We start from the raw sequence: 25,781 nt of genomic DNA, 5'->3' as shown, positions 1-25,781 counted from the left end.
GGTTCTGTAGAACATAGCCATGAAGGCCGGTATCTTTATCTTTGATGGTTTCGATGTTTTTCCAGACTTCCAGTCTGTTAGGAAATTCAACTTCTACTTCTAAAATTTCATCATAAGTTTGTTCTGAAATTTTAGAAGCAGTTTTATCTGTTATTACGTGATCTTGCATTACCTTTCCACCTTTATCTATATATTTTATTTTTATGTCGTTAAGGATGTGAATAACATGAAAAAATTCACTTTTTTTATAATTACTATTGCATTTATTATACTATTAGGAGGATGTATTGTGAACTCTAATAAAAGTGATTTTGATGATGAAACTATTAAAAAAGCTAAAAATACTGCTGAGAGTTATCTTAAGAACAACTTTAAAAACATTAACTCCATAGAATTTAATGAAGATTATAGTAATCCTATGGGGGGATTGATGATTCGTGGTACTGTGAATGGTAACAACAAAGCTAATTTTTCCATTGATATTGATATAGAAGCTGAAAATCAATTTAATGTAGGAAGTATTGGTAAAGGTAAAGATTTCCCTGAACGGAAAGAAGAATGCAAAGAAAAAAGTTGTGATTATTAAATAGGACGGTATTCAGAATGTGGAAATATCTTGTGCTTTTTATAATTGTCAGCATAGTACTTGTTGGGTGTAATGTGAATTCAACTAACCAAAATTATGATGAAAAAGCTATTGATAGAGCTAAAGATACAGTCGAAAGTTACTTGAAAAATAATTACGAAAATATAAATAAAGTTGAATTTAGTGATGATACAAGTGATCCTATGGGAGGTTTAATGATTCGTGGAACAGTGAATGGTGAGGCTGGATTTTCTGTCAGTATTGACCCCGAAAATTATATTGTAAATAGTTTAGCAGAGAAAAAGGATTTTCCAGAGAGAAAAGAGGAATGCAAGGAAAGATCATGTGATTATTAAATAAAGCAGCATGATTAATTTTTATTTATTTACGACACTGTACTTTCCAGTTTTCTTCATTTCCTTCGTTGTTGCTGACCTAGTAATAAAGGGAAGCTATTTAGCTCCCCTTTTATACTTTAGTTATATTGTGATTATTAAAAAAATAGAATTAGTTATTTAGTAACAGCTTTTTTTACTTAAAAGTTAAGCTTAAATAGTCTTGCTACTCTTCCGTCTCTTGATATAGGAGATAACTCAGTGTATGGTTCTATATCCACACAAACTATCGCCTCATCCTCATGGTATCCATATTTAATGCGAAATTGTTTATATATGTATTTTAAGCATCGTTTTTTGGATGGAAAAATACATATCTCATCCCCCATCTTATCCATCAAAATTGTCATAGTTTGATTAGTACTACCAAAATTATCAACCATATGTTCAGAGTTCTCTTTATGAGTAGCCCATTCTAAATTACTTTTTTTTGGATTACCTCGATTAGAATCTTTATGGTTAACAATTGGCTTATTATCATGATTAGGTATAAATGCTATTGCGACCAGTCGATGAACTAACAGCTGTTTAGGTTTACCATTAGTTCTTAAACGAACAAACTTATACCCTCCATTGTTAATGTGATGTGTTAATTTTTTACCATTAGTTTTATTTAGTACCTCGCCATCTGTGTTTACCATATAATTAGGATAACCTTCAACATCTCTCCATTTACCAACAGATGTAATTTCATTTAATTTATTTAGAGTTTGTGTATCCATACGTACCCTCCTTGGGGTTCTTTTCATCATCATCCTTAAATCCAATTACAAATCGTGAAATTCTTGAAATGCGTTTACTACTCTTTTAAAATCATAAGCACTCAGTCTACCAATCTCAGTTTTTTGTACATTATAAAATAATTGATATCTATCTATTTGCACGTGAGAATCTTTAACTAAACCTGAATCAGGACTATTTTTTATAGGTATGCGATTATATCTTTCAGTTCCCGTTATTTTTAGACCAAGAGCTTGGTCATTATCATCTGATATTACAATAATTAAGACAGGGCGCTTTTTTGCACCCTGTCTTTCTTCATAAGGAAAATTTAACTTATATATATAACCTGGCTTCATTAGTCATCCTCCGTCCAATATTTATAATGAGGATGATCAGGAGAAATTTCCACATTGCCATATTTATCAACGGGTAACACTTCTTGATTTTTTAATTTTGAAATATCAATTGATTTTGATATAGCTCTTAATTTGCGTTCTTCAAGATCTTCTCGTACCTTTTTAGCAGATCGAGATTTAGACGGGTTAGTAAAACGTCTTGCAGTAGTTGAAGACATTTTTTTATCTCCCTTCTTACACATACCAACATCACCTCTTAGATATTAGTATATGCAACCTTTTCAAAAGGAATAAGTTTAAATTTAAATATATCAAAAAAATCCATTTTTGTCTAAATCATTATTCATTTACTTCTAATTCTACACTTCCCTTGATAATATCAGATGAATGTTTAGAGGATATCTCATATCGAATGTAATTTGGAATCTCGTTAAATAATAACACTGACGGAAAATGGACTTTACCCTTGGCTTTTAGATATCCCTGATTAAAAGTAATAATATCTTCTCCTTCTTCATTAAATGTCTCATATATATAATAAGAATCAAGATTCTCAGTATATTCGTTAATAAAGTGATCTTTTCCATGATTCAGGCCTGGGATAGTAGTAGATGAAAATGTAAAACTATAGTCATATTCTTTAATAGATGCGGATTTAGTCGGTTCTAGTATTGTTTTTGGCAAATCTTCGTATATATGTTCAATAATTTGATCCCCTGGTATAGGAATATCTTTAATAAAACAAAATTTACCTTCTTCCATAAAAAGCTTAACATCAATATCCTCATCAAAAGATTCTCCAGAATTTTCTATTGCTAATTCAAGACGATACTTCGACTCAACTTTTTCTGTTAAAGCCCTAAATTGAGTATAAAAGGATATAGAATTATACAATTTAATAATTAGGTTATATTTATCTTTTTCATCATCTGAACCAACTAAACTATATTGTGATCTATTTGTTGTATAAGGCGTAGGAGGAACCCATAATTCTTTTTTCTGTTCTAGATTTCCTAAGTCAAAAAAACCAGAATTAATCTTAATATCATATTGTTTAGCAAAGTCTCTAATTCGAGATTTAACTTTATCATCTATTACAACTGTTGTTTTTTCAATAAGACTAAATTCACTCTTAATTTTTAATTGTAAGTCTTCAGAAAACACAAGATTTATTGATTTAATTTTTTGAAAGTCAGACATTATATCTTGCTTGGTTTCTTCTAATTGTTCCCAAGCTAAAAAACTTGATTTATAGAGTTCAGGAATTTTGTTTGTTTTACCATTTCTTACTCCAACAACGGAAAGATGATTTTTATCTATGCTGATTATTTGTTTGTCTTCTGCGTCTTTTTTTATAAAGTAAAGACCTAAATGTGAAAGTAGCTTTTCTTCAAATTCCTCTATACTATCATAAGTATTATACAATCCAATAATAGAAGATTTCTCCTTGAAGTCTTGCACTTTCTTATACTGTTCAGGTTCAAATTCTTTAGGGTTAACATCACAATTACTAAAATATAAGAAAACTTGCTTATTACTGTTAACTAAGACCTCAATTTCTTCTTCCGTTCCTGAATCGTAATCATCAGTAGGGGTTCCAAATCTAGTCCAAAATACTGCTATAGCTGCGTCAGAATCTTTAACAATTTGTGTATTTAGAAGGGATTGAGGTTTCCCCCCAAGTTGAGGAAATGCGTCTTTCGACCAATGTACTGTATTTAAATGAATATTGTAAATTTTTCCTATCTGTTCATTAAATTTCTTTAATGCTTTCTCTATAATTTCTAATTCTTGTTTAACATCGCCTGGACAAGATATTAGTATATCATATTGTGTTAAATGCTTTGGCATTTTTACACCCCTTGTGATTTAGTATATATTTCCATTGTAACATATTGTTGATTCAACTGATGATACCTCAATATATTGAACCACTCCTACTTTATTCTCCCTTTTTCAGCTTCTTGTTTTACAGATTCCCATTCTTCTTTTAAGTAGATTCTTAATAAATTAGTAAATTTATCTACCTTATTTAACAATAGCCTTTGACCACTAAGACCGTACCTTTCTTTAAATAAATCGTCTAGAACACTATAAGGTGTAACATAGGGCTCGTTATCTTCAATCTTCTTTTGATAAATATGAAGACCTTGTGTAAAAAGACTTTCTAAAAATTTTGGTTGAATAACTGGTTCTTTTTCAATTACAGATTTATCAGCCAGTTCTTTGAGTTTCATTCCTCTTTCCTCGTCACTCATCTTCATATACTCGATTACGTCATAATACTCGAAGAGTGTATCTCTTATATCATCCATAATAGAGATAATTTTTTGGTCAAGTTCTCCTTTATAATTTAAATGCAACTTTATTTCTGAATTTAATTTATTTACATGATCTAAATACACAGTTTTTGCCTCTAAATCATAATCAAGTACAATTTTGTGATCGTGGATAGTTGTTTGTGCAATATAATCGGATGATAATTCCCTCAATTTAGCCATCCACTTTACACGTTGAGTAGTAACAGCATTTATATACTGTTCTTTTCTTTTATTTCTAGATGTCAAAATCAAGTTAAAAATTCCAATGATTAATGTTACTACTACTGAAGTTAACATTACAATTTCTCGCCACGTAAAAGTATCTACAAAGTTAGTAGCAGTGGCAGAAAATAAATACATAGTAATCACTCTCCTCTCCCCTTTTTTATCGGCATAAATCTTATTATACTTTATATATACTATATAACTCATGAAAACTACGTATAACTAATCTTATACGTAGTTTAAGGAAAAATAAGCAACTAAGTGAACATGTGTTCTCTTCTTAGCTGCATAGTCTTTCTTAATTTATGATTTTCCTAGTGTTATACGTAGTTTTTATATTTGCATCTCCCCTTTCATCTCTAATTTCATCTGTTACTTATAAATAAACAACAGAACTAACATACTTAAGACATCTAAATTTACATTAAAGTTAACAGCTATATCCATCATATCTATCCCCTCCCTATCTTTGAACTTGTTATATAGTAGATTTTTCACAGAAATGTATAACAAGTAATTTATAAAAATAGTCCGAGGTGTGTTCGAGGTTAAGAAATAATTATTAGAATTTTTCAAATAGGGCTGTCAGTTGAAATGAATTTATTTTTTGTGGGTGTTGCTCCATTTCATTGCAAAATTCAAATCGACACACAATCTGTGATTTTTCACTAAACTTATGAGAGATGAATGTGATAAGATATATACTATACGATTTTGTTCAAGGAGATGTTAACTAATGACGCCAGAACAAAAACAAAATATTATGACTCGTGTAGATAAACATTTAAATGACTTACCTTGGTTCATTAATGAATATATTGATTATCGAATAGATGCAAGTGCGAACACACTATATAATTATGTTAGGGATTATTATAAATTTTTTGATTGGATAGTTAATGAAGGAATACATCCAGGCCCAATGACAGAAATTGATATTTATACTTTAGAAAAGTTAACAATGCAAAATATAATATCTTTTGAAAGGTATTGCATGAGAAACAATAATCGAGTTGATACTATAGCAAGAAGATTGAACTCATTGCGTTCTCTTTTTCACTATTTGTCACAAGTTGCTGAAGATGAAGAAGGTTATCCATATTTACATCGAAACGTAATGGTCAAAGTAAATATTAGAAAAGAGAAACTCTCAAATAAGAAAAAAGCAGAAAAGATTGCAAACAAAATTCTTTTAGATGATGAAATCAGTGCATTTCGAAACTTTATCCGTGAGGATTATGGAAACTATTTATTGGAAAAGAATCAGAAAAGAAAACACAGTTCCTACCTATATAACAGGGAACGTGATTTAGCGTTAATTAGTTTTATGCTTGGATCCGGATTACGAATCAGTGAAGCATTAAGTGTTAATGTAGATACAATAGACTGGAATAATAACCAAGTAGATATTACTCGTAAAGGTGATTCGGGGGATGTTGTTTCCTTCAGTAATGTTGCAGCAGAAGATATGAAAAGATATTTAGAAATTCGTGACGATCGTTATAAAGTTAGCCGAAGTAATAAAGCTTTCTTTTTATCTAGAAAAACCGGAAATGGTGGTCTAGCAAATCGTTTAACTGTTCGAGCTGCACAACTTATGATTAATCACTATGCAGATGCTTTCGGAAAATCTTCATTAACTTTACATAAACTAAGACATAGTTTTGCAACGAATTACTATAAAGTAAATAAAGATTTAGCAACTTTAAAAACAATTCTAAATCATGCGAATCTGGAAACAACAATGATCTATACTTATATTTCAAACAAGCAGATAGAACAATCCATTAATAAAGCAGACAGCCGATAAGCTGTCTGCTATAATTTTGTAGCTTGCATAATATGATCACTGTTTTTCTCCCATATTGTAGTCGCTTCTTCTTCCGTATAGTCATAACTTTCCATTTGATCAATGAAGTTTTTATGAACCCACCAACTAGGGAGTACTTCTGATGTTTTTTGTTGTTCTATAAATTCCATGATACGCTTTTTGGTTAAATAATTATCAGCATTTAGATGTCTTGTTGATTTCTCAAATTCATTTTTTCGAGATTTTAATATTGTAGTTATGTATGCATCTATCCGTGATATACTCCTATTTTTAGCATAAATATCTTGGAGAACATATTTTAGTTCATCTATTCCATAAATTGTCCAAGTTTTTATTACTCGATTAGGAATATCGTATCCATATTCTTTTAGTAATGGTCGAGCTTCTTTAAGGAAATTTTTAATTTCATCTTCTTTCACATTCTCGTCCATAGGTATCGTATCAGTAATTTTTATATCAAATTCTATTTGATCTACTTTTCGACCATGTTTAACTTCTTCGAATTCAAATGTAAGTACATTTATATCTTTGAGTTCTTCCTGTGCTTTTAGCAAAACTCTTGATTTAAAATGGCCATACTGTTTATATTTATCCCCTACTCCTAAATGCTCCTTTAACTTGTCCAATTTAAAAGTTCGCCTTCCAATCTTGGCATACTGTTGTAAAAGTTCAAACAAGCGAATAGTATAAGGACTTTGCATCTCTCCAATAGTAGGAAAATCATATTTGGTATACCGTCCACGCTCAGTTAAATTTATTAGATAGGGTTCAATAACCTCGTTAAACTGAATATGTACCATGCCACCTCGATAGACAATACCTTTAAACCAGGGGAACCACCCAACTTCTGATTCCGTTTTTATCATAATTCGTTTCTTTGTAAGCTCACCTGCAATTTTGTTTACCCTTGAGTAATAACTATTTCCTGATAATCCTGCAGCATTAACAAATTCGGATACGGTAAAGGAGACATTTGGAAAGTGTTCCGGTGACTTAACAATTTTACCAGCTGCATATCGAATTATTTTGTGTTCCGTTGCCGTTAGATCATCCTCATATATTGCCTCTACTAAATCATTCGACTGATAGACTTGTATTTTTTTCTCTATATCTTTTTTAATTGGCTCAGTCATATAATCACGTTCCCGTTTATTTTATTAGTTTTTATTATTTCATAATAAAAATTGCTTATCAATAGATTCAGCAAAGTATCACAGATTGTGGGCTGTGATAGTAATTCGTCCTATCTATCACACTTTGTGGGTTGTGATAATAAAATCAACTCTAACTATCACACTTTGGGTGTATGTGAGGGATAAATTACATGAAACCATCACAGATTGTGGGTTGTGATGGATAATTATAGGTTAATATCACACTTCGGGTGCTTGTGAGGATAAATTTTGAGATTAACTATCACACATTGGGTTAAAATTCTATGTATTAAGGCAAACTATCACAGATTGAGTTACTCTTGACCCACAATGTGTGATGGATAAATAAATAACTATCACAGATTGGGTTATTTTTAACAGATAAACACCCAATGTGTGATAGTTAGCTACAAAAGAGAAGTGATTTTACTCCTTTACCCACGATCTGTGATAATAAAATGCTTTCATAATGGGATTTATTACCTATATTTAAGAGATAAGCCCACAAAATGTGATGGATGCACCCAATCTGTGATGGTTTTTACCTTTTCTGTGATAGTTTATAACCCAATCTGTGATTATTGGAATTCAATCTGTGATAGTTAAAACCTTTTTTGTGATGATAATAACCCAATCCGTGATATTAAAACCACAATCTGTGATATTTCGACATATCAACTCCTTGTGTGACAAGGGATTTGCTGATCCGAAATGTTTTATATGTTTTATATGTCTCTAAATGTTTATTAAAGTCTCATTTAAAGAAATTTGTTTGCTTTATTAAATATTATGTCGTAATAAAAAAAATATGACTAATAAAAAGAACACTCTTAATTAAAGAGTGTTCTCTTACTTATGCATAATGACCACCTATTTTCTTACTTCTATCTATAGTGATCCCTGCATCTGTATAACTACTAGCCCTCAATATAGCTGTTGATCCATATTTACTGCGAATCTGATCCATAACATTACCGATATCATTTTTCTTAGCAGTATCCTCAAATAGATTCAATTGAATACTGTCTACAGACATTAAGTTGGTTATAGATACACTAACCCTTCTTATATTGCTATGACCATCATAAAACTTATGGAATAAATTCATACACTCTTTATACATATCTATTGTGACATTTGTGTAGTCAACAGTAATTGATCTTGAAAAACCTCCACCAATTTCTCTTGCATATCCAATGCTAAGATGTATTGTTCTGCCTGCTACTTTCGATTCTCTTGCTCTTCTACATGCTTCTTCACATAAATCTAGGATAACCGTACCTATTTCATTTGCTGAATAATCTCTTAGTAAAGTTATACCGTGTCCGAAACTTTTCTGCTCCGATTGCGTAAAGTTTCCAATAACAGGACTTAAATCAATTCCCCATGAGTGCCAATACAACTGTTCTCCCATGACTCCGAATCTTTTTTTTAAACTTTTTAAATCATACCTTGCAATCTGACCTAATGTTACAATACCCATTCGATTTAAATTGCGTTTCATTCTATTTCCAATCCCCCAGATATCTTCAATCGGGAATGGCCATAATTTGTCTTGAACATCTTCATACCTACATTCAGCAATTCCAACTTTCTTTGCGTGTAGATCCATTACAACTTTAGCTAAAAATTTATTATCGCCTATACCTATTGAACATGTGATACCAAAGTTATCTAAGATATCCTCTTTAATCATGTTTGCAATTTCCAAAGGAGTACCGAATAGCTTTTCTAAACCATTAACAGTAACCCATACTTCATCCACTGAATACTGGTGTATGGCTTCTAGTGGTGCATATTTATTAAGTAAACGTGTTATATTCATTGAAACATTTATATAATCAGCCATATGAGCCTTAACTATGTGTATCTCTGGATCATTCGGTAATTCAAAATAACGACTAACATTACTTATACCATGCTTCTTTTTCAATGCTGGAGACGCAGCTAACACTATACTCCCGGACCTATTAGGATCACCAACTACTGCAAGCATAGTTGTCATTGGGTCTAAACCTAATTTAACAGCTTCCACTGATGCATAGAAAGAACGCATATCAATGCACAATATATTGTTGCGAGGATAAGTTGAATAATCCATTTTAATCACTCCGAATAAGAACGTTTGTTCTTATTATATCCAAATAACAACTTCTATACAATGGAAATTTATGCTATAATGATTGATAGGTAGTTATATATGCAGGGTGGTATGTGGCACTCGCCTCCTAGAGCATGTTCTCTAGGGAAGGGGGTGATCACATGATTATTACTACAGACCATTTAATCGTGATTTTCACGTTCGGTACTTTAATTGTAGCGATAATCAATGCAAACACAAAAAAGTAATCCACCCTGCACACCCATGTAGGAAGTAGATTACTTTTCTTTCTCATGTGCCACCGCTATCTATCTTGCGGTATAGCTACCACTTAGACGTTAGTGTTACAGCACTAGCGTCTTTTATTATTGTATGTTGTTACTTTTATTATATGCTTAAGATAGGAATTTTTCAACATTAAGTCGAATTATTTCTATCTCAATATAAGTATTCCTTAATAATTAAATTTTAAAACCTTAATGATCGAAAAGCAATTAATACCCTTTACGCCTATAAAGGTCCATCTCTTCAGCATAATTATAAATGGAGGTTTGAAGCATCTTAAATTTAGTATGTTCTTCATTAATATTATCAAGTATGTCCTCTATAAGAAGTTCTTGATTTGCATAGCCTAACTCTTCAACGTTTAGATCGAACAAATAAACAGACACAAACTCATCTTTAATTTGTTCAAACTCATAAGGGATGTCTATAATAAAGTTATGTTCTTCATATTTGTTATGCATATTTTGTTCTACTCTCTCGATGATCATTTCCATTGCCATTTCAGTTAGATAAGATAATTTTTTCGATTTCAGTAGGAACACACCCTTGCTTAAAATGATTTTACATTTATTTGCTTATGCATAAAGGATAAAAACTCTGGGTTTTCTTTCTTTTTAAGCCAGCTAATATATGCCATATTTTCTACTCCATAGATACCAGATCTCTCTTTTTTGCTTACCTCGTGTTCAAATTGCTGCCAAAGTTCTGTGTGTAATTTTGGATGAAAATCAGCAAACACGTTTGTAATAAAGATAGCTTTATCAATTGTCATGCCCATTATACAGGCACCTCTTCCAACTGAAATATATTCATTTGGTTCTCATCTGTTTCAGCAGACAATATATAAAATACCTTGCCATCTACTACTCGATACACTTTATTATCATAGATGTATTCTCCGTCCCAAAGATTAACTTCATCTTCACATTGCAACTCTTCAAAAAATCCTGGCATTATTACTTTGTCATTTTTATCATAATATTGGATATCATGAGTTAAACTAACGGATGATTCAACATCAATGTTAATCTTTAGTCTTAAATCTACGTTATATGATCTTCCACAACTGCAAATCACTTCTTTATTTAAAGAAGAAATAGGATTAAATGTATCTAATCGCTCTGAACACTCATCAATTATATTTGAAACATCAATTATAGTTCCACAAACACATTTTAATTCCTCGGAATTCCAGTCGATTTCAGGATTAATGTTCACTTAATTCACTCCCATCAATATATAGTGAAACGTGCATAAATCACACGTTTCACTATGTGACTATTCTCCATCCTCTATTTTGATTTGAATATCCCCTCGAAAATCCTCAATTACAACATCTTCTGGATTATCGTTACCAGCTAACTTTACTGGAAGTACTAAATCTAAATTGTCTTGATCACCATCAACTAGACGTATGATAATTGGTCTTGAATTGCTTACAAATTGCATTTTGATAAGGGAATTAGGTGAATGATGATTTAAAGTATCTAACAAATACCGAATATTAAGACCTAACTTTACATCCTTTCCTTCCCCTTCAGTTGGTGATATATCCTCTACAAAACCAGCTTTCTCTGACTCTCTAGAGATGAAACGTGCTTGTAGAGCTTCTGCCTTAACAAGAAGCTGCACAGAATTTTCTTGATCAACAAGCATTGCACGTTTTACAAGTTCTCGAATTTCATCTACTCTAAATTGAATTTCAGTTGTAAATTGATCTGGTATTAGTTTTGAGATATCCGGATAAGGACTATCGATCACACGAGATATGATTGTAGTACCATTATCAAATGAATAAGCTACTGATGATTTAGAGAAACGAATGGAAACTTGAGATACACTGTCATCTAATTGCTTCTGAATTTCACTTAAAGCTGGAGCAGGAATAACGGTATTAATTTCTTCAACTTCTTCGTCTAGCTCTTGGGTAATTGTCGCTAAACGATAAGAATCGGTAGCTGCTAGGGAAAATCGTTTATCTTTAACTTTATGTTGCACACCTGTTAATGCTGGTCTAGTTTCTAAGGTTGATGCAGCAAAAGTGGTTTTAACATACATACGTTTTAATACATCAGAATGTAGTTTGACTTCTGGACCTTCAATATTGTCCATGAATTGTGGGAATTCAAGAGAATCCAATGTTTTAAGTTCAAAGGATGTACGCCCAGCACTTATTACAGCATTACTTGCATGAATCGATAGTTTAATGTTTTTTCTCGGCATGCTATTTACCATAGATGACAGTTTGGGATCCATGAATACGGCACCACCAGAAGCTCCCTCTAAAAATGTATAGTTATCTTTTGTTTTTTTAACAATTACTTGAGTTGAATAATCATTATTTAGAGCACGTGCTGTAATTTGATCTTCTCCAAAGTGAAGATATATCCCCTGCTTTATAGGCACTACACCTTTCTTTTCTTTAGAGCGTTCTACACGTTTAATGATGTTTTGCATTACATCTTTTTTAATTTGAACCTCAACATGAGTTTGTAAACTTTCTTCTACTTCATTGTTTAGCTCAACTATTTCTTCAACAGCTGTTGTCATACTTATCACTCCTAATTTTATTAGCTTGTTCTAAAATCAATCTATCGCAATTTTCATCTGGAATTACCTCTTTAATAACACCGTGTACGATACGATTATCAACGTCCAACATATAAGGGAAATTCATTTGATGTCGTTTAAACCACTCATTTTGAATAAGCTCATTGTAAGAACTTATTTCAGAGCCAAAATTAAGCAGCTCATAATTAGACATATTCGTTACATTTTTATTTACTTGGGACTTTGTCATTGTAATGCCTCTCATTCAAATATTTCTTGGCAGCTAATAAACCTCTATAGTCAGATTTCTTTTCATGCCATTCATACAGCGAGTAGTAACTAATTGGGTCATAAATTAATATTAAATGATGATAATGATAAAGATACAAATATGGTCGCTGAACATCTTGCTGCCATTCCAAAAATGCTACCCATTTCTTTTTTAGTGGTCGTTTATTCTGGAATGCTCGATCCAAACATTCTGTAATTTGTTTCATAATAAACTCCTTTATAAATCAAAAAAATTAAAGGTTAATGAAAAAGATAGTATTAAAGCAACTATATCATCAAGAACTCTATAAGTTCTTTCACCATATATCAATAATTCTGCGTTTTGCCATAAAATGCAAATAACTATATATATAATAAATACCATAAAAATAATATTAAGAACTTCTTTTAGTGAAATGCTTATCATCTTCCACACCTCCTATATAGTAGTTTTTAGGAAGTAACCCTAGAACAATGCTAGGGCTACTTGTCCTTCTACTACTTTTTCTTTCTTCTTTTTACCTTTATTATAAGCTTTTGCATCATCTACAACTTGCATCATTTCATCGAATTTCTCCATATATGCAGCTAGATCTTCTACTGTAGCAGTGCCAGAAGAAACCTTTTCTTCGAATTCTTTAATCAGACCTTGAGCAATTTGCTTAACGGTTTCCATACCGCCTTCAATTGGATTCACTTCATAATGGTCGTAATCTTCATAATTTGCAGTTTGAAGTTCTTCGTATGATTGATTAAGTCGTTGGAATCGTTCATGAATAGTTTCAACGTTATCTAGCGTTCCTTCATCCAACAATTTCTTAGCTAGAGAATGAACACCATCATTAGAATCAGCCATTGAACGTAGACCTTCTTCACTGAACTTCCCTTGCATTGCCATTGCTGCATCTATTTTTGTTGCAACATGCTCAAGTACTTGATCTTGAATAGAATTACGGTAAGAATACGTAAATACTTTCACATCTTCCGTTTGTTTAATCCTCCAAGATCTTCTTGATGACTGCATGTAATCATAGGTACTGTAATCCATTTGATAATACATAATATTAGGGAAATCCAATAAGTCTAAACCAACCTTAACTAGTTTCGGATTTGTAATAAGAATATCCCAATCATGTTGTTTCATCTGGTCTTTTAGCCATTGCTCTCGATCTTTAGATCGCTTTGGCATTTTAATCCCGTCATAGGAACCTGATGAGCGAAGTATACCAACGTTGTATCCAAGATGTTTTAACTTATTGTAAAGATACGTATCCGCTTGATTATATGAGTTAGAGCCAGTATATTTTACATAGATAAGGCACTTTCTCTTCTTTTCTTGATTAAATAATTCTTCATCTATATCCATTAGCATTCGATCAAACTTAGGTGGGTTAAACTCATCAGGATTAAATGAATAAGGTGTAGCTAAAGTAACTGAATTTCCATTTTCATCATAGCTATTAATATCATTAAAGTTGAAAGGAAGATCTGAATACTGATTCATGGTATTAATGTATGTTGAAACATATTTCATTCCACCCAAGAACGCATTACTTCTCATCTGATTTCCTAATTCTTCTTCTAATTTCTTGTAATGTCTTGCTTGCTGAGGATGCATTTCAACAAATACTGGAATCTCCTGATAAGGAGGTAATGCATAACCTAAGTCGCTTAATTCTAAGAAGGCACAGTTTCTCATAAGATAAACAGGAAATAAGTGTGGTGATATCCCTGGCTTCTTATTAGAACTGGTTTGTCTTCTGCCATTTTCACGATTCTTTGATTTCTTTTCAAATACACCATAACGTTGTGTAAATAAAGCTTCGTCTTTGTAAGTGATACTTTCTTTCAATAAACGCTTTGGATCTAGACGTGCAAGTAAGTAGAATATGTCGCTAGCCATTCCACCCATTAATGTACCAGTTAGCAATATCTGTTTCTCGGTATGATTAATGAGTTGTCCAAAAGCTTGAGCAGTTGTAGAGTCACCAGATTTATACTCATGAACTTCATCCGCAATAAGATATTTAAAGAAGCCTCTACGTAAGAACTTATTAATTGCCCAAGCTGGAGAAACCTTTCTTTTCTTTGAACCGGCCTCTAGCTTTTCTGGCTGCCATAATACAAAACCACATTCTTGTTCCCGTTTACTTGGATCAATTATCTCTTCTTTAGGTAAGTACTTTGTTTGAACGGTGTTTTTACAAACATAATTAGTATCTTTCTTAATCTTTGTTGCCCATTTACGACCAGTACGTTGTTCAAAGAAATGAGGTCCTGCTGAAGTGTCCTTCTTTTCTTCTAGTTTTCCACCACATTTAGGGCAATGAAAGGCTGTTTCAGTCGATTTATAAGTCGCTGTATCATGACCAGTTACATAATTATGAATAATATCTTTCTTAAAACGTAATTTAGGGCGGTTCATTTTTGTTTGCCCATTTAAGTGCATATCTTCTTTATATCTTGACCAATATGCCTTTGCATCTTCATTTGAGTAGCGCCAATCCTTAACTGGTTCCATTGGATACGTGTATTTCGGTAAATCGCTGTTCATTACATAATATTCAATTTTAGTTGGTCGATAAGGCTTATTCTTTAGCTGTAATACATCTTGCCAATGGGAGATTTCGTGTACTTCACAATTAGGAATACGTTCTTTAATCTCTCGCTTCCACTTCTCAACCATAATGCTAGGAGAAAAGACTAATGAGCGATACGGTTTAACGCTCCCGTCACGACTAGATACAGCTTGTGCTAAATAAGGGGAAACCATTCCTATTGGAGTTTTTCCCGCACCCATTTCACCTATGACAAAAGCATAATTATCTTCTTTAAGTGTATTTGCTACTCCCATAACAGTGTCAGCTTGTGGTGGAAACAAGCCTGTCAGTCCATGCTCATTAGCAGTCAGGTTTACATCTTTGAATGCTGGATGGTGCTTATCTTTCTTAGGATCGAAACGCAATTCAATATTTTCTTGAATGCATTCTGCCAGATCTCCAGCAAAGTGACTTAAATAATCATCAATTGAATTTAAACCGGACAAAACATCTTCCTGTGTGGGGTCTTCTAATAAAGCAAAATCTAACTCATATGATGTAATTCCTTCTGAGATAATACTCTCTAATTGCCTCTCGGTTACTTTAATTAATCCAGCTTCAACAGGGTTCTCTATACCAAATGTATAAACTTCCAATGGTTTGTAATACCCTTCATCAATCAATGATTCAACAATAAAGTCTTTCCATTCTTCAATCATTGGCGTTCCATAACGATCATTTAAAACCTTATATATCTGTGTTTCAACATCACCATCCCAGGCTATGACTAATTCAGCTAAATCATCAGGAATCATTCTATTAATAGTAGGATTACGTCTATCCTCATCCATTTGCCAATCTTGTCTTTCTTTCGTTTTAGGATTGATGCTTTTTGAAACTAATAGTGTTTGTGATACATCACCAAGCTTTGTTTTATGTTCTGTGTACTGATTCTTCTTTGCATGTGTGAAAATATTCCTTTTTATATGATCATCTTCAAACACATTACCTTCTGCTCTTCTAAAACGACCAGTTTTCTTGCCTTCTTGGAACAGCCAAGAGACTTGCTTCACATCATTATCAGATCCACTAATACTTGCTAAGTAAATTTCTTTACTTCTAGCCTGTGAAGTTATTAATAGATCAACAAATACGTCTCTGTCTCCGCCAGCTCTTCCATTATAAACTTCAAGCTTATATATCTCATCTGAATGAAATGTAGCCATACTCTACCTCCTTATATATTTTTTAACTCAGCATTGCTTTTATGATTTTTTGTATCAAATTTACACAAATAAGCTTCTTCAATTTGATCGTCTGTGAATTGTAACATTCTACCCAAACCAAGGAAGTAATTAATCAATTGCTGATAGTTGCCTCTAGTTCTATAACAAGCAAAATCCCCTATTTTATTGCCTATATATATAAACTGATCCAATACACTATCCATTTTTCTAGGTGTGATATCTGCTCTTTTATAACGGGGATCGTATAACCCAATACTCAAAATAAAACTTAGGCAGTCTACGTATTCTTCTAGTAGTGGGTTTTTATCTTTTTCAACATCCTCACATAATGGACAATTCACATCCACTTCGAAAACATCATAACCATCTTCGGGGTGACCGATTGCTGTTTCTCTTGATATTTCTTCACTACCTTCACATACCTTACAAATGTATTCCGTTCTTGGCGCCCTATCCTCACTCCAAAACTTAAACCCACGCCATTCATTAGCGGATTGCCCCACCTTAACCTGTAATGCTAAAATTTCTTGTGACAATAAGTTCTGATTTTGTAGGCTATGCTCTTTTTTTACTTGATCATTGTATTCTTTTTGAACTGAGAATAATTTATTTAATTTCACTATTTCCTCTCCTCCCTGATTACATTAACTTGTGAAATTCACCTTTGTTATTTAAGTACTTTACTGAAATGTGATAGTATTCCCGTTCTTTTATTGTTTCGACACCATCATCATCCGTTTCACGACTTTCTCTGGTCATCTTAATAGCATTCCCTTTTACAAGGTGTTGGTTTACGCCTTTTCCAATGTAACCATTTAGGAATCCACTTGTAAGTAATAACATAATGTGACCTTTATGAAGTGGAGTCGGAGCTACAGGGTTAGGGTCCGTTAATACTTGTGAATAACTTTCTTTATAAGTATCTAACAAAGAAGACTTTTGAACGGCTTCCAATACTTCACCTGAAGTTAATGGTCCTACTCTAAATAATTCAACTGCATCATTGCTCTGTGTTGGCACAAAATATATGCCTTCAGCTTGTGGTGCAATTTCTTTAAGCTGCGAAAAGGGAGTTAGCTTTGTTTCTGCTAGAGAATAACCTATGGTACGGTCTTGTAAACTTTTTTCTTTCTTTTTCTTAGCTAAAATAATACACTTTCGTTTATCTAAGTACTCATCTTCTTCTAAACGAAGTATTCGAATATCTTCAAATTGATTCCCAAGTCTTAAGGTTACTGCTGTATCAATCATTTCTTTAGGTGTAATCATTACCAGAACACCACCAGGCATAAGGTGTTCAGTTGCTTTTGCTAATAAGAAATTATCGCTTCTTTCTAGAGAAATCTTTTTCTCTTGTTCACGTAGTGCTCTTCTAAAAGCAAGACGCCTATTCTTTATGGATTTTTCTAATTTCTTTTCAAAATCTTCTTTAGCCTTTTCTTGTTCTTCTTCAGTTACATCTACAGTATTAAAATCAAAACCAATATTATTATAAGATTCAGCTTTCTGGAGTCTTTCTCTTTCTTCTTTTTCAAAATCAGGCTCTACAAATGTATCAACTGCATCAAATAATTCACTTTGTACAACATTAGATATAATTGGATCAATAATTGCTAACGAGAATGCTTCTTTTGATATACGGGCTTCCGATTTATAATGTGATGTTGATACTTTTTCATACTTTTCACTTTGTCTCATTTGTGAAGTAAAGTAAGAGTCTTTTTCAACAGCGTATAGATGCTTTGGCCCCTTATGTTTGCTTGTTAATTTTTCAATTAATTTCCCATCTCTTGCTCTAAAATCAACAGCTGTTATTGGTTGATCTTCAGGAAAGTTTAGATACATGGATAAAATTTTCATCGCATATTCACTTATAGGATCGTTCAAATAATAGCTTTTGTACATAGATATCCTCCCCTTTTTAATTAGTGTAGATTAGATGCTCTTTCAAATCTTGAATAACAGCATCAATTAATTCAATTGGTATACCTTTATGCAGGTAGCCAAGTGTGTGTTTTACTTTTCTTCCATGATGCACGACTTTATCTGTAAATACTTGCCCATTATCTGTTTCTGCCTCTGTAATAAAGAAAGGAATTGGTGTATTTAATACATAGTTATCTTGACTCCTTTCAAAGCGTATTCCAACTTTATACCAGTTTTGATCTATCTTGAAACGTTTATTCAAAATTTGAAACTTCTGTGATCCTCTATTGTCCTGATACCAGTTGTTCTCTTTTAGTTTATAAAAGCTTTTTGCAGATATATTTTCAGATGGTATGGGGGAAGTCATATACAGATATGCTGTGACTAGTTCCATAATGTATTCACTCCTGAATGTAATGCATTACATATTATATCATGAATAAAGCGATTTGCGTATATTGATTGAGCAAATCGCTCTTATTTTTGCATTATATTGTTTATTTTTTAATCTTTTCTTGTAAATGTGCTAATAAATCTTGAGGGTTTTCAAACCCCTCTGGCTTTAATTCCATATCATAAAAAGCAAAACCTAAAATAGTCTCCATTAGTTGGGATTTAGTTATGGGATTACCACCATGTTTTTTATTTTGCTTACTAAAAGACGTAAGAAATTCGCTTAACTCATAATTATATAATTGAAAGTTAGTGATATCTGGTTTGACACCATACTCAGCTAGATCAACATCATCTCTTTTTACTTGATACATTCCACTAGAAGGTGTTTGTTTTTTAGGCTTTGTCTTTTTAGGTTCAACAGTTTCTTCTTTTGTTGGTAGTTCCATCTCGACATTTTCTTCTTTAGGCTCTTTCTTTTCTGGAACTTGTACCTTACCAGTCATATGAGATTGTCTTAATAGATCTTTTGCACCCATGCTAACTCCTCCTCTTATTATTTACCATTTAATCATAGATTCTAGAAGGATTGCAATTTTTATGATGAAATATTTCTTAAGGATTTATCCTGCATTTTGTTGTAAGTAGTTTAGAAATATATTCTTAACATGGGCCATTTGATCATTTGACAGATCTGAGAAATTGTTTATTTGACGACCGGCTATTTGTGAACACTGTTGTTGAATGTAAGCTGGATCGTATCCTTTATTAATCAATTGTGACATTAAGTTATCAAGTTCCATTACTGCAGCCTGTCTACTATTTAAGGCATCTTCTGTGTAAGCTACTTTCTCCATTTCTTCTCTAGATGGTGCGTTGGAATGATAACCTAAATTATCTAGGGCACGACCAACGGCTGATTCCTCTGCATTTTCCACCCATGAAGCTTTATCTGCACCCTTTCCTCCAGCGATTGATAAAGAATAACCACTTGAACTTGCTTTTGATGCAATTGCTATATTAGTCATAATGATACCAGCATTTTGAGGTGTAGCAGCCTTAGAAAGTTCTGATATAGTATTTAGAGACTCAGCAGATAACTCTTCAAATACTTTTTTATCTGTCCATATTAATGCACCAATAAGAGCGTAATTAAAAGCAAATGAAGTATCAGAAAGAAATATAGGCATAATAACACTATTTGGATAATCCTTTATTAAACGTAATTTTCTTTCTTTAACCCTTTCATAATTATCCAAGTTATTATTCCAGTTCCCCATGATCAATGTCCTCCTTTTTGTAGTCTACTAAAGGTTTTATTTTTGAAACCAATAGGGGATCATTACTTTCAATTAGTTCGGAAATTCTTATTAAAAGATCACCATTTGTAATCCTTTTGTTTGCATATGATTTCATCAAATCGTACAGTTCTTTTGTAGAAACTGACGGTACTTTATTTGTAAGGACTTCAAATGAGGTATAAGAACTTTCTGATCTATAGAAAACGATTTTTGTTATTGCTTCGGGATCCTCCGGATGAATATCCTCTGTGTATCGGTCAAACGGAATATCTTTTTTAACAAGCAAATATTCAAGGTCTAGAAATTCACCATTTATTGCATATGGATCTTGGACCTTAACGATATCAAGATGTTCCAATTGTTTGTAAATAAGACCTGAATTCAGTTTAGATATTAAATGATTAACTTCCTTATCTAATTTAGATAGTGGAAAATATAATGTTGCATGTAAATAATTGCTCATATCTCTGACCTCTCTTTAAGCAGGCGTAAAAGCTGGATTTATACTTTTTGCTTGCTGTTGTGATTCCTTTTCTCTTCTATAACGTATCTTATCTTTGATGGCATCATACGAGATCAAAAGTAAATTAGATAATTGACGAATATAAATATCCAATTCTACTGGATCATTAATGGTTATCAAAACATCTAATACTTTTTCTAAACGATCTTCTTGTGTCTGATTAATAATTCCATAATGATATAAAATATCATCTTGCGTTTCTTTATATATTTTTGCTATTTTATATTGCTCGATTGGTTGCATAAAACGATAGATTTGTTTTAACAAGTTCTCATTATAGTAACCAAAGGATAAACATAAGTTGTCTGGATCCATTCCATTTTCTAAAGGGTAAATAAAACATTTGATATCATGATCAAGTAATAATTTGTGATCTCTTTCTGTTGCAAGTATCCCTGCAGCATCTCCATCTCTCATTAGAATTACTTGCTTTGCACCAGCTCTTTTTAATAAATTGATCTGATTCTGAGTCAAAGCTACCCCCATCGTAGAAACAGCATTTTTAGCACCGTGGCGGTGCAGGGAAATAACATCGGTCCAACCTTCAACAATAATAGCAATTCTTGATTGGCGTATATATTCTTTAGCAATATGCATGCCAAATAAATGATCCCCTTTATTTACGCCATGAGTATCCTTATATTTCGGTTGTGTTTTCTGGTTTTTCTCTTTTGCTTTTTCATTTAACTGTTTAAGCAATATAGTGGAAAAAGGCACTCTTCCCGTAAAAGATACAATATCACCATTGTAATCAAAAAGTGGGAAGACAATACGATTCCTTAAATTAGCAAAATTTTGATGTGTTTCATCTCCGCAATACCCTAGTTTCCATATATCAATATCTAAATGAGTTATTCCTCTGTTTCCAAGATACTGAAGAGAATTTTGATTGTTTTTTAAGTTATGGTGAAAAGTTTCACCTACTTTTGACATTAATTCAAGCCATTCTGAACGTCTCTCTAATTCAGCTTGTTGCTGGGGAGATAAGTTGGGCAGTGATAAACCAACTATAAGCGCTAATTTCTCCACTGCCTCTGGAAAAGGTATCTTTTCTATATGTTGAATAAAACCAATAGCATTACATGCTTTAACTTCACTGTGGTTTTTTGAGCCGGCAGCACAAGCATGGCAATAAAATGTATTTGTCTCTGGGTTAATTTGAAGACTCGGTGTGTGATCATCATGAAATGGACATTGAGCCAAGTAATTTTTTCCCATCTTTTCTACTTGCGTATAAGATGAAATTATCTCTACAAGATTTGCTTGTTGTTGTAATTGATCTAGAAATTCCGTGGGATAATGTCGTTTCACAGAATAAACACCTCCATTTTTATCCCATAAAAAGCCGATAGGCTTATGAATTTTATTTCTCTAAGTTTAGAATATACCGGAATGCATCATTGATCTGGGTAGTCATTGCTTTTCTAAACTCTTTTCTACCTAGAGCAAGTGTATGATTTGGTTGGTCTAAATACGTATCTAAAACATTAAATAGGTTTTGCTGGATTAAACGTATACGTTTTGGATCTAAATCAAAGTTTCCTTTTTGATGTTCTAGTTGATTGCGTAGTATATCAATTTCATTTTGCATTTGATCTTTTTCTTTTAAATAATCATTACGTTCATCGATAAGCTGTTGTATAAGCTCTTTGTTTTGAACGGTAGACAACTGTTCAGAGAGATCTTTTAAATAGATAATATGCTGTTGAATACTTTCGTTCATTACTGATAAAACTTCTCTATCTTGTTGATTTAAAAGCTTTTCAGCAGTTGGTACATTTCGAGATTGATATAAAAAGTTTTCGATTTTAGCATCCAAGGATACATCATCATTATAATTCGAGTTATCATAATAATCGATGTAATTTTCATCTAATGATTCTTCTTGCTTTTCATCTTCTTCTCTAATTGGAACAACCTTATTTGTACCATAATCTACTTGGTTCTCAATATCATTTGATTCATCTTCAACAGTTGTTTTATCTTCTTTCTTCTCTTTATCAAGATTAGAAGTAAATGATTTATTTTTTAACTTGTTTTGAAGCATGCTTTTATATTGATCCATTTTACTTGAAAAGTTAGTACTATCATCTGACTTGTTTTTAGAACTATCTGTAGGAAGTTTATAAATCTTTCGATTGTAACGCCCTCTTTTATCTGATAACAATAATTCTCCATTTTCTACAAGTTTTTTTAGATGATAATCCATTGTTGCAGCTTGCACATCAAAGATATCGGCCAATTCAGAGGCTGAGATTTCTTTTTCATTACCTGGTGCAGATTCTAGTATTTTATATACTTCATCATATACCTGAGAGCGATCCACCCTGTTTGTTGTCTTAGGCATATATATTCTCCTCTCTATAATAGAAACTCTTACTTATTATACACACGTATAAGTGCATATAGTCAAGTATGTTCCAAAAAGAGACTTAATACATTACAATATTTCTGATTTTGTTCTAATATCTTCTGATATTTCATCAATAAACCGAGAAGCATCATAAGATTGAATCCCTTTACCATCAGGACGTGAACGCTGATTAGAATAAGATATAAATAGTTTTTCTTCAGCCCTTGTAATTCCAACGTAAGCTAATCTTCTTTCTTCCTCCAATTCAACTTCTGAACTACTTCTCCAAGAAGGAAATATCTTTTCATTCCAACCAACATTAAAAACTACAGGGAACTCCAACCCTTTGGACCCATGCATTGTCATCATCTTGACAACATTGGTTGTATCTTCTCCATCTTTTTGATAATCAGTAATTAAAGACATTTCCTGTAAGAACTCATCCAAAGGTTTATTTGGGTTTTTCTTCTCGTAATGATCAATAAGATTAATAAACTCTTCTAGATTTTCTAACCGCTCATGACCATCTTTCTCTTTTTCAGCACGTTTTCGATACATGATAAAAATTCCAGTTTGTTCAAGTACGTAACGCACGTATTTAGAAAGCCCCATGTTGGATTGTGATTTTTCTTCTAAATGATTGAGTGTAGACAGGAAACTTTTAATCTTTCCGGCTGCAGATTTTTTTATTGAATCAATATTATCAACCGATTTTAAAGCTTTATAAATACTTATGGAGTGATTGTTGGCATAATCTTCAACTGCATCTTGAGACGTTTTTCCAATACCACGAGTAGGCTTGTTTAAAACTCTTAACATAGCTGCATCATCTCTACGATTAAATATAATTCTCAAGTAAGAAGAAGCATCTTTTATCTCTTCTCTTTCAAAAAATGAAGTGCCACCTATTACTTTGAAAGGAATAAAATTATGGACAAACAACTGTTCAAATGGCATTGATTGAAATCCTGCCCGATAAAGAATAGCGAAATCGCTCCAATTGTAGTTCTCCGCTAAAACCATATGTTTAATTTTACTAGCTACATAGGCTGCTTCTGTAAACTCTGTAGCTAGTTCAATGATCTCAATCTTATCTCCTTCTTCTTTATTTGATCGTAAAACTTTGTCATAAGGGGCTGGATTATTTGAGATAAGTGAATTACCAGCTTGAACAACAACGTTTGTAGAACGATAATTCTCTTCCAATTTAATAATCTCACAAGGAGAGAAATGCCTTTCAAAATCCATAATAATATTTATATCTGATCCACGAAACCGATATATTGATTGATCAGGATCACCAACAGCAAAAATATTCATATGAGGTTCTGCAAGCTTACATAATAGAGCGAATTGAGCTGGATTAGTGTCTTGATATTCATCAGACATGACATAATGAAATTTTGATTGCCAATAGTCTGCTGCTTCAGGATGTTCTTCTAATATAGTAACGACGTTCATGATTAAGTCTCCAAAATCCATAGCATTAGATTCTTTCATAATTTCTTGATACCGATGATAAACTCTTGCCATAGCTTCTTGTGTTTCAGAATCAGCATTATTATACAAACAATATTCGGTAGTCCATAAATTATTTTTAGCATTGTCGATATAGTTCATAGCCAGTCCTGGCTTATATTTCCCATCGATATTCATCGTTTTATAAATACGTTCTATAAGTTTTAATACATCGTAAGAGTCATAAATTACAAAATTACATCTATTCTCTTTCTGCTCGTAACCAAGAAGGTGAGCATGCTTTCGCAGGATACGTACACACAGGCTATGAAATGTTCCCATCCATACCTTATCTGTATTGTCTTCACCAATAATTTTACTTAATCTTTCTTTCATTTCTCTGGCAGCTTTATTAGTAAACGTTGCACAAAATATATTGTAAGGTTTCACTTGATTTGCAATCATGTTAGCTATTCTTGTAGTAAGTGTCTTGGTCTTACCAGACCCGGCACCAGCTATTACTAATATCCTTCCATTAATGGTAGTGGCAGCTTCTCTTTGCTCTTTATTTAATTCAGCTAACATCCCTGCCACTTGAAAAATATTAATGCCTTCAGCTGCTGCTTTCATTATTAGTCACCTCTTCGTTGTTTAATTGGGTTCCTATTTTCATGAGAAGGTTTCTGAAAGGTACAAAGTCACCTTGATTTTGATAACCTGGATGCCAGGTATATGTTCTTGGTTCACATAAGTTATGTGATTGGTATTTCATATAACGCTTAGCTTCATCTAAAATAAAGAAGGATGCAACATATTTCCATTCGTAATCTTTCCATGCAATTGCTCGAAGTTCTATATCATAAGCTTCAAAATAATCATCATAATCTATAATCAATTTTTCCTGTCCATCAGCCGTAAGTATTTCTTCCCCATCAACTTCAGAGAATGATTTTATCTCTATTGGGCAATCCTCTCCACGAGAATCATACCAATCCCTAATTAATTCAGTTTCATCTTCAAACCATGCGTCATACTCATCATCAGAAGTAAATACAAGTGGTAAATCTTCATAAAATTCAGTAATATCCGAGCTATATGGAATGTATTTATATTGCTTCGTTTCTACCGCATGAAAAGGATCAGCAGTAATAAGATTATCATCAGCCCCTGAATACTGTTTTGAAGCAAATTGTTTAAGAAATTTTTCTTGTTCCTCGGAGATAGAAATCGTGAGATCCTTCAT

General features: G+C 32.5%; 27 protein-coding genes. 3 read left to right on the top strand and 24 right to left on the bottom strand.

Annotated elements, in window-relative coordinates:
• Positions 1-226 precede the first annotated feature (226 nt).
• Both BN990_RS21700 and BN990_RS20535 read left to right on the top strand, forming a co-directional pair.
• Entirely contained in the window at positions 227-586 is a 360-nt protein-coding gene (locus BN990_RS21700) for a DUF1433 domain-containing protein (protein ID WP_081856199.1), read from the top strand.
• A 17-nt stretch (positions 587-603) separates the two neighbouring features.
• On the top strand, positions 604-942 hold the full coding sequence (locus BN990_RS20535) for a DUF1433 domain-containing protein (protein WP_051739376.1): 339 nt from the start codon (positions 604-606) through the stop codon (positions 940-942).
• A gap of 179 nt (positions 943-1,121) precedes the next feature.
• Here BN990_RS20535 and BN990_RS21695 read toward each other — a convergent pair whose 3' ends face one another.
• The 5 genes from BN990_RS21695 to BN990_RS20510 all read right to left on the bottom strand — a co-directional run bounded on the left by BN990_RS21695 (position 1,122) and on the right by BN990_RS20510 (position 4,813).
• Positions 1,122-1,703 carry an NUMOD4 domain-containing protein gene (locus BN990_RS21695; protein WP_051739374.1) on the bottom strand — a complete coding sequence of 194 codons (582 nt, stop codon included), beginning with the start codon at positions 1,701-1,703 and terminating at the stop codon, positions 1,122-1,124.
• Between the two features lie 45 nt (positions 1,704-1,748).
• A complete protein-coding gene (locus BN990_RS20525; protein WP_038247044.1) occupies positions 1,749-2,060 on the bottom strand; it encodes a type II toxin-antitoxin system PemK/MazF family toxin in 312 nt (103 codons plus the stop codon).
• Positions 2,060-2,278, bottom strand: a complete 219-nt coding sequence (locus BN990_RS20520) for a hypothetical protein (protein WP_038247041.1) — start codon at positions 2,276-2,278, stop codon at positions 2,060-2,062. The genes BN990_RS20525 and BN990_RS20520 overlap by 1 nt, the downstream gene beginning before the upstream one ends.
• Before the next feature lie 121 nt (positions 2,279-2,399).
• Positions 2,400-3,911: a hypothetical protein gene (locus BN990_RS23035; RefSeq protein ID WP_074436712.1), complete on the bottom strand. Its 1,512-nt coding sequence runs from the start codon at positions 3,909-3,911 to the stop codon at positions 2,400-2,402.
• Between the two features lie 86 nt (positions 3,912-3,997).
• Positions 3,998-4,813, bottom strand: coding sequence for a hypothetical protein (locus BN990_RS20510; protein WP_148530747.1), 816 nt, complete (start codon positions 4,811-4,813; stop codon positions 3,998-4,000).
• 529 nt (positions 4,814-5,342) lie between these two features.
• On the opposite strand from BN990_RS20510, the gene xerS reads away from it, so the two are divergent.
• Positions 5,343-6,416 carry a tyrosine recombinase XerS gene (gene xerS / locus BN990_RS20505; RefSeq protein WP_038247036.1) on the top strand — a complete coding sequence of 358 codons (1,074 nt, stop codon included), beginning with the start codon at positions 5,343-5,345 and terminating at the stop codon, positions 6,414-6,416.
• Positions 6,417-6,424: 8 nt separating this feature from the next.
• Here xerS and BN990_RS20500 read toward each other — a convergent pair whose 3' ends face one another.
• From BN990_RS20500 to BN990_RS20405, 19 genes are all read right to left on the bottom strand, one after another.
• Positions 6,425-7,570 carry a replication initiation protein gene (locus tag BN990_RS20500; RefSeq protein ID WP_038247032.1) on the bottom strand — a complete coding sequence of 382 codons (1,146 nt, stop codon included), beginning with the start codon at positions 7,568-7,570 and terminating at the stop codon, positions 6,425-6,427.
• An 874-nt stretch (positions 7,571-8,444) separates the two neighbouring features.
• On the bottom strand, positions 8,445-9,692 hold the full coding sequence (locus BN990_RS20495; RefSeq protein ID WP_038247029.1) for a DNA polymerase IV: 1,248 nt from the start codon (positions 9,690-9,692) through the stop codon (positions 8,445-8,447).
• 494 nt (positions 9,693-10,186) lie between these two features.
• The gene (locus BN990_RS20490; protein WP_148530746.1) at positions 10,187-10,471 is read right to left on the bottom strand and encodes a hypothetical protein; all 285 of its coding nucleotides are present in this window, start codon (positions 10,469-10,471) and stop codon (positions 10,187-10,189) included.
• A gap of 56 nt (positions 10,472-10,527) precedes the next feature.
• Positions 10,528-10,755, bottom strand: a complete 228-nt coding sequence (locus tag BN990_RS20485; protein WP_038247024.1) for a hypothetical protein — start codon at positions 10,753-10,755, stop codon at positions 10,528-10,530.
• On the bottom strand, positions 10,755-11,195 hold the full coding sequence (locus BN990_RS20480) for a hypothetical protein (RefSeq protein ID WP_038247021.1): 441 nt from the start codon (positions 11,193-11,195) through the stop codon (positions 10,755-10,757). Before BN990_RS20480 ends, BN990_RS20485 begins: the two co-directional genes overlap by 1 nt.
• Positions 11,196-11,255: 60 nt before the next feature.
• Complete coding sequence (gene dnaN, locus BN990_RS20475) at positions 11,256-12,527, bottom strand: DNA polymerase III subunit beta (RefSeq protein ID WP_038247017.1); 1,272 nt, start codon at positions 12,525-12,527, stop codon at positions 11,256-11,258.
• Positions 12,511-12,777 (bottom strand): hypothetical protein, encoded by a 267-nt coding sequence (locus tag BN990_RS20470; RefSeq protein ID WP_038247011.1) that lies wholly within the window; start codon positions 12,775-12,777, stop codon positions 12,511-12,513. Before BN990_RS20470 ends, dnaN begins: the two co-directional genes overlap by 17 nt.
• Positions 12,755-13,024, bottom strand: coding sequence for a hypothetical protein (locus BN990_RS20465; RefSeq protein WP_038247008.1), 270 nt, complete (start codon positions 13,022-13,024; stop codon positions 12,755-12,757). Before BN990_RS20465 ends, BN990_RS20470 begins: the two co-directional genes overlap by 23 nt.
• Before the next feature lie 239 nt (positions 13,025-13,263).
• Positions 13,264-16,563, bottom strand: coding sequence for an SNF2-related protein (locus tag BN990_RS20455; protein WP_038247002.1), 3,300 nt, complete (start codon positions 16,561-16,563; stop codon positions 13,264-13,266).
• Positions 16,564-16,574: 11 nt separating this feature from the next.
• Positions 16,575-17,204, bottom strand: a complete 630-nt coding sequence (locus BN990_RS20450; protein WP_038246999.1) for a dUTP diphosphatase — start codon at positions 17,202-17,204, stop codon at positions 16,575-16,577.
• A gap of 19 nt (positions 17,205-17,223) precedes the next feature.
• Entirely contained in the window at positions 17,224-18,489 is a 1,266-nt protein-coding gene (locus BN990_RS20445; RefSeq protein ID WP_038246997.1) for a hypothetical protein, read from the bottom strand.
• A 16-nt stretch (positions 18,490-18,505) separates the two neighbouring features.
• Positions 18,506-18,904 carry a hypothetical protein gene (locus BN990_RS20440; RefSeq protein WP_038246987.1) on the bottom strand — a complete coding sequence of 133 codons (399 nt, stop codon included), beginning with the start codon at positions 18,902-18,904 and terminating at the stop codon, positions 18,506-18,508.
• 103 nt (positions 18,905-19,007) lie between these two features.
• Positions 19,008-19,442: a hypothetical protein gene (locus BN990_RS20435; RefSeq protein WP_038246985.1), complete on the bottom strand. Its 435-nt coding sequence runs from the start codon at positions 19,440-19,442 to the stop codon at positions 19,008-19,010.
• Positions 19,443-19,526: 84 nt separating this feature from the next.
• Entirely contained in the window at positions 19,527-20,183 is a 657-nt protein-coding gene (locus BN990_RS20430) for a hypothetical protein (RefSeq protein ID WP_038246983.1), read from the bottom strand.
• Positions 20,167-20,667, bottom strand: a complete 501-nt coding sequence (locus BN990_RS20425; RefSeq protein WP_038246980.1) for a hypothetical protein — start codon at positions 20,665-20,667, stop codon at positions 20,167-20,169. The genes BN990_RS20430 and BN990_RS20425 overlap by 17 nt, the downstream gene beginning before the upstream one ends.
• Before the next feature lie 15 nt (positions 20,668-20,682).
• Positions 20,683-22,038, bottom strand: a complete 1,356-nt coding sequence (locus BN990_RS20420) for a DNA primase (protein ID WP_038246977.1) — start codon at positions 22,036-22,038, stop codon at positions 20,683-20,685.
• A gap of 52 nt (positions 22,039-22,090) precedes the next feature.
• Complete coding sequence (locus BN990_RS20415) at positions 22,091-23,074, bottom strand: winged helix-turn-helix domain-containing protein (protein WP_038246975.1); 984 nt, start codon at positions 23,072-23,074, stop codon at positions 22,091-22,093.
• A 93-nt stretch (positions 23,075-23,167) separates the two neighbouring features.
• Complete coding sequence (locus tag BN990_RS20410) at positions 23,168-25,168, bottom strand: ATP-dependent helicase (protein ID WP_051739372.1); 2,001 nt, start codon at positions 25,166-25,168, stop codon at positions 23,168-23,170.
• On the bottom strand, positions 25,152-25,781 hold the full coding sequence (locus tag BN990_RS20405) for a hypothetical protein (protein ID WP_038246973.1): 630 nt from the start codon (positions 25,779-25,781) through the stop codon (positions 25,152-25,154). Before BN990_RS20405 ends, BN990_RS20410 begins: the two co-directional genes overlap by 17 nt.

This window comes from Virgibacillus salexigens, from assembly GCF_000723585.1.
GTDB classification, from domain to species: domain Bacteria; phylum Bacillota; class Bacilli; order Bacillales; family Amphibacillaceae; genus Virgibacillus; species Virgibacillus salexigens.
The sequence above is the reverse complement of the archived record's forward strand: the minus strand, read 5'-3'. Positions and strand labels throughout refer to the sequence as shown.

Bases quoted from the DNA above. Each gene is read 5' to 3' on its own strand.
- BN990_RS21700 (WP_081856199.1), top strand. From the start codon at position 227: ATGAAAAAATTCACTTTTTTTATAATTACTATTGCATTTATTATACTA.
- BN990_RS20535 (WP_051739376.1), top strand. From the start codon at position 604: ATGTGGAAATATCTTGTGCTTTTTATAATTGTCAGCATAGTACTTGTT.
- BN990_RS21695 (WP_051739374.1), bottom strand. From the start codon at position 1,703: ATGGATACACAAACTCTAAATAAATTAAATGAAATTACATCTGTTGGT.
- BN990_RS20525 (WP_038247044.1), bottom strand. From the start codon at position 2,060: ATGAAGCCAGGTTATATATATAAGTTAAATTTTCCTTATGAAGAAAGA.
- BN990_RS20520 (WP_038247041.1), bottom strand. From the start codon at position 2,278: ATGTCTTCAACTACTGCAAGACGTTTTACTAACCCGTCTAAATCTCGA.
- BN990_RS23035 (WP_074436712.1), bottom strand. From the start codon at position 3,911: ATGCCAAAGCATTTAACACAATATGATATACTAATATCTTGTCCAGGC.
- BN990_RS20510 (WP_148530747.1), bottom strand. From the start codon at position 4,813: ATGAGTTATATAGTATATATAAAGTATAATAAGATTTATGCCGATAAA.
- xerS (WP_038247036.1), top strand. From the start codon at position 5,343: ATGACGCCAGAACAAAAACAAAATATTATGACTCGTGTAGATAAACAT.
- BN990_RS20500 (WP_038247032.1), bottom strand. From the start codon at position 7,570: ATGACTGAGCCAATTAAAAAAGATATAGAGAAAAAAATACAAGTCTAT.
- BN990_RS20495 (WP_038247029.1), bottom strand. From the start codon at position 9,692: ATGGATTATTCAACTTATCCTCGCAACAATATATTGTGCATTGATATG.
- BN990_RS20490 (WP_148530746.1), bottom strand. From the start codon at position 10,471: ATGGAAATGATCATCGAGAGAGTAGAACAAAATATGCATAACAAATAT.
- BN990_RS20485 (WP_038247024.1), bottom strand. From the start codon at position 10,755: ATGGGCATGACAATTGATAAAGCTATCTTTATTACAAACGTGTTTGCT.
- dnaN (WP_038247017.1), bottom strand. From the start codon at position 12,527: ATGACAACAGCTGTTGAAGAAATAGTTGAGCTAAACAATGAAGTAGAA.
- BN990_RS20470 (WP_038247011.1), bottom strand. From the start codon at position 12,777: ATGACAAAGTCCCAAGTAAATAAAAATGTAACGAATATGTCTAATTAT.
- BN990_RS20465 (WP_038247008.1), bottom strand. From the start codon at position 13,024: ATGAAACAAATTACAGAATGTTTGGATCGAGCATTCCAGAATAAACGA.
- BN990_RS20455 (WP_038247002.1), bottom strand. From the start codon at position 16,563: ATGGCTACATTTCATTCAGATGAGATATATAAGCTTGAAGTTTATAAT.
- BN990_RS20445 (WP_038246997.1), bottom strand. From the start codon at position 18,489: ATGTACAAAAGCTATTATTTGAACGATCCTATAAGTGAATATGCGATG.
- BN990_RS20440 (WP_038246987.1), bottom strand. From the start codon at position 18,904: ATGGAACTAGTCACAGCATATCTGTATATGACTTCCCCCATACCATCT.
- BN990_RS20435 (WP_038246985.1), bottom strand. From the start codon at position 19,442: ATGGGTGCAAAAGATCTATTAAGACAATCTCATATGACTGGTAAGGTA.
- BN990_RS20430 (WP_038246983.1), bottom strand. From the start codon at position 20,183: ATGGGGAACTGGAATAATAACTTGGATAATTATGAAAGGGTTAAAGAA.
- BN990_RS20425 (WP_038246980.1), bottom strand. From the start codon at position 20,667: ATGAGCAATTATTTACATGCAACATTATATTTTCCACTATCTAAATTA.
- BN990_RS20415 (WP_038246975.1), bottom strand. From the start codon at position 23,074: ATGCCTAAGACAACAAACAGGGTGGATCGCTCTCAGGTATATGATGAA.
- BN990_RS20410 (WP_051739372.1), bottom strand. From the start codon at position 25,168: ATGAAAGCAGCAGCTGAAGGCATTAATATTTTTCAAGTGGCAGGGATG.
- BN990_RS20405 (WP_038246973.1), bottom strand. From the start codon at position 25,781: ATGAAGGATCTCACGATTTCTATCTCCGAGGAACAAGAAAAATTTCTT.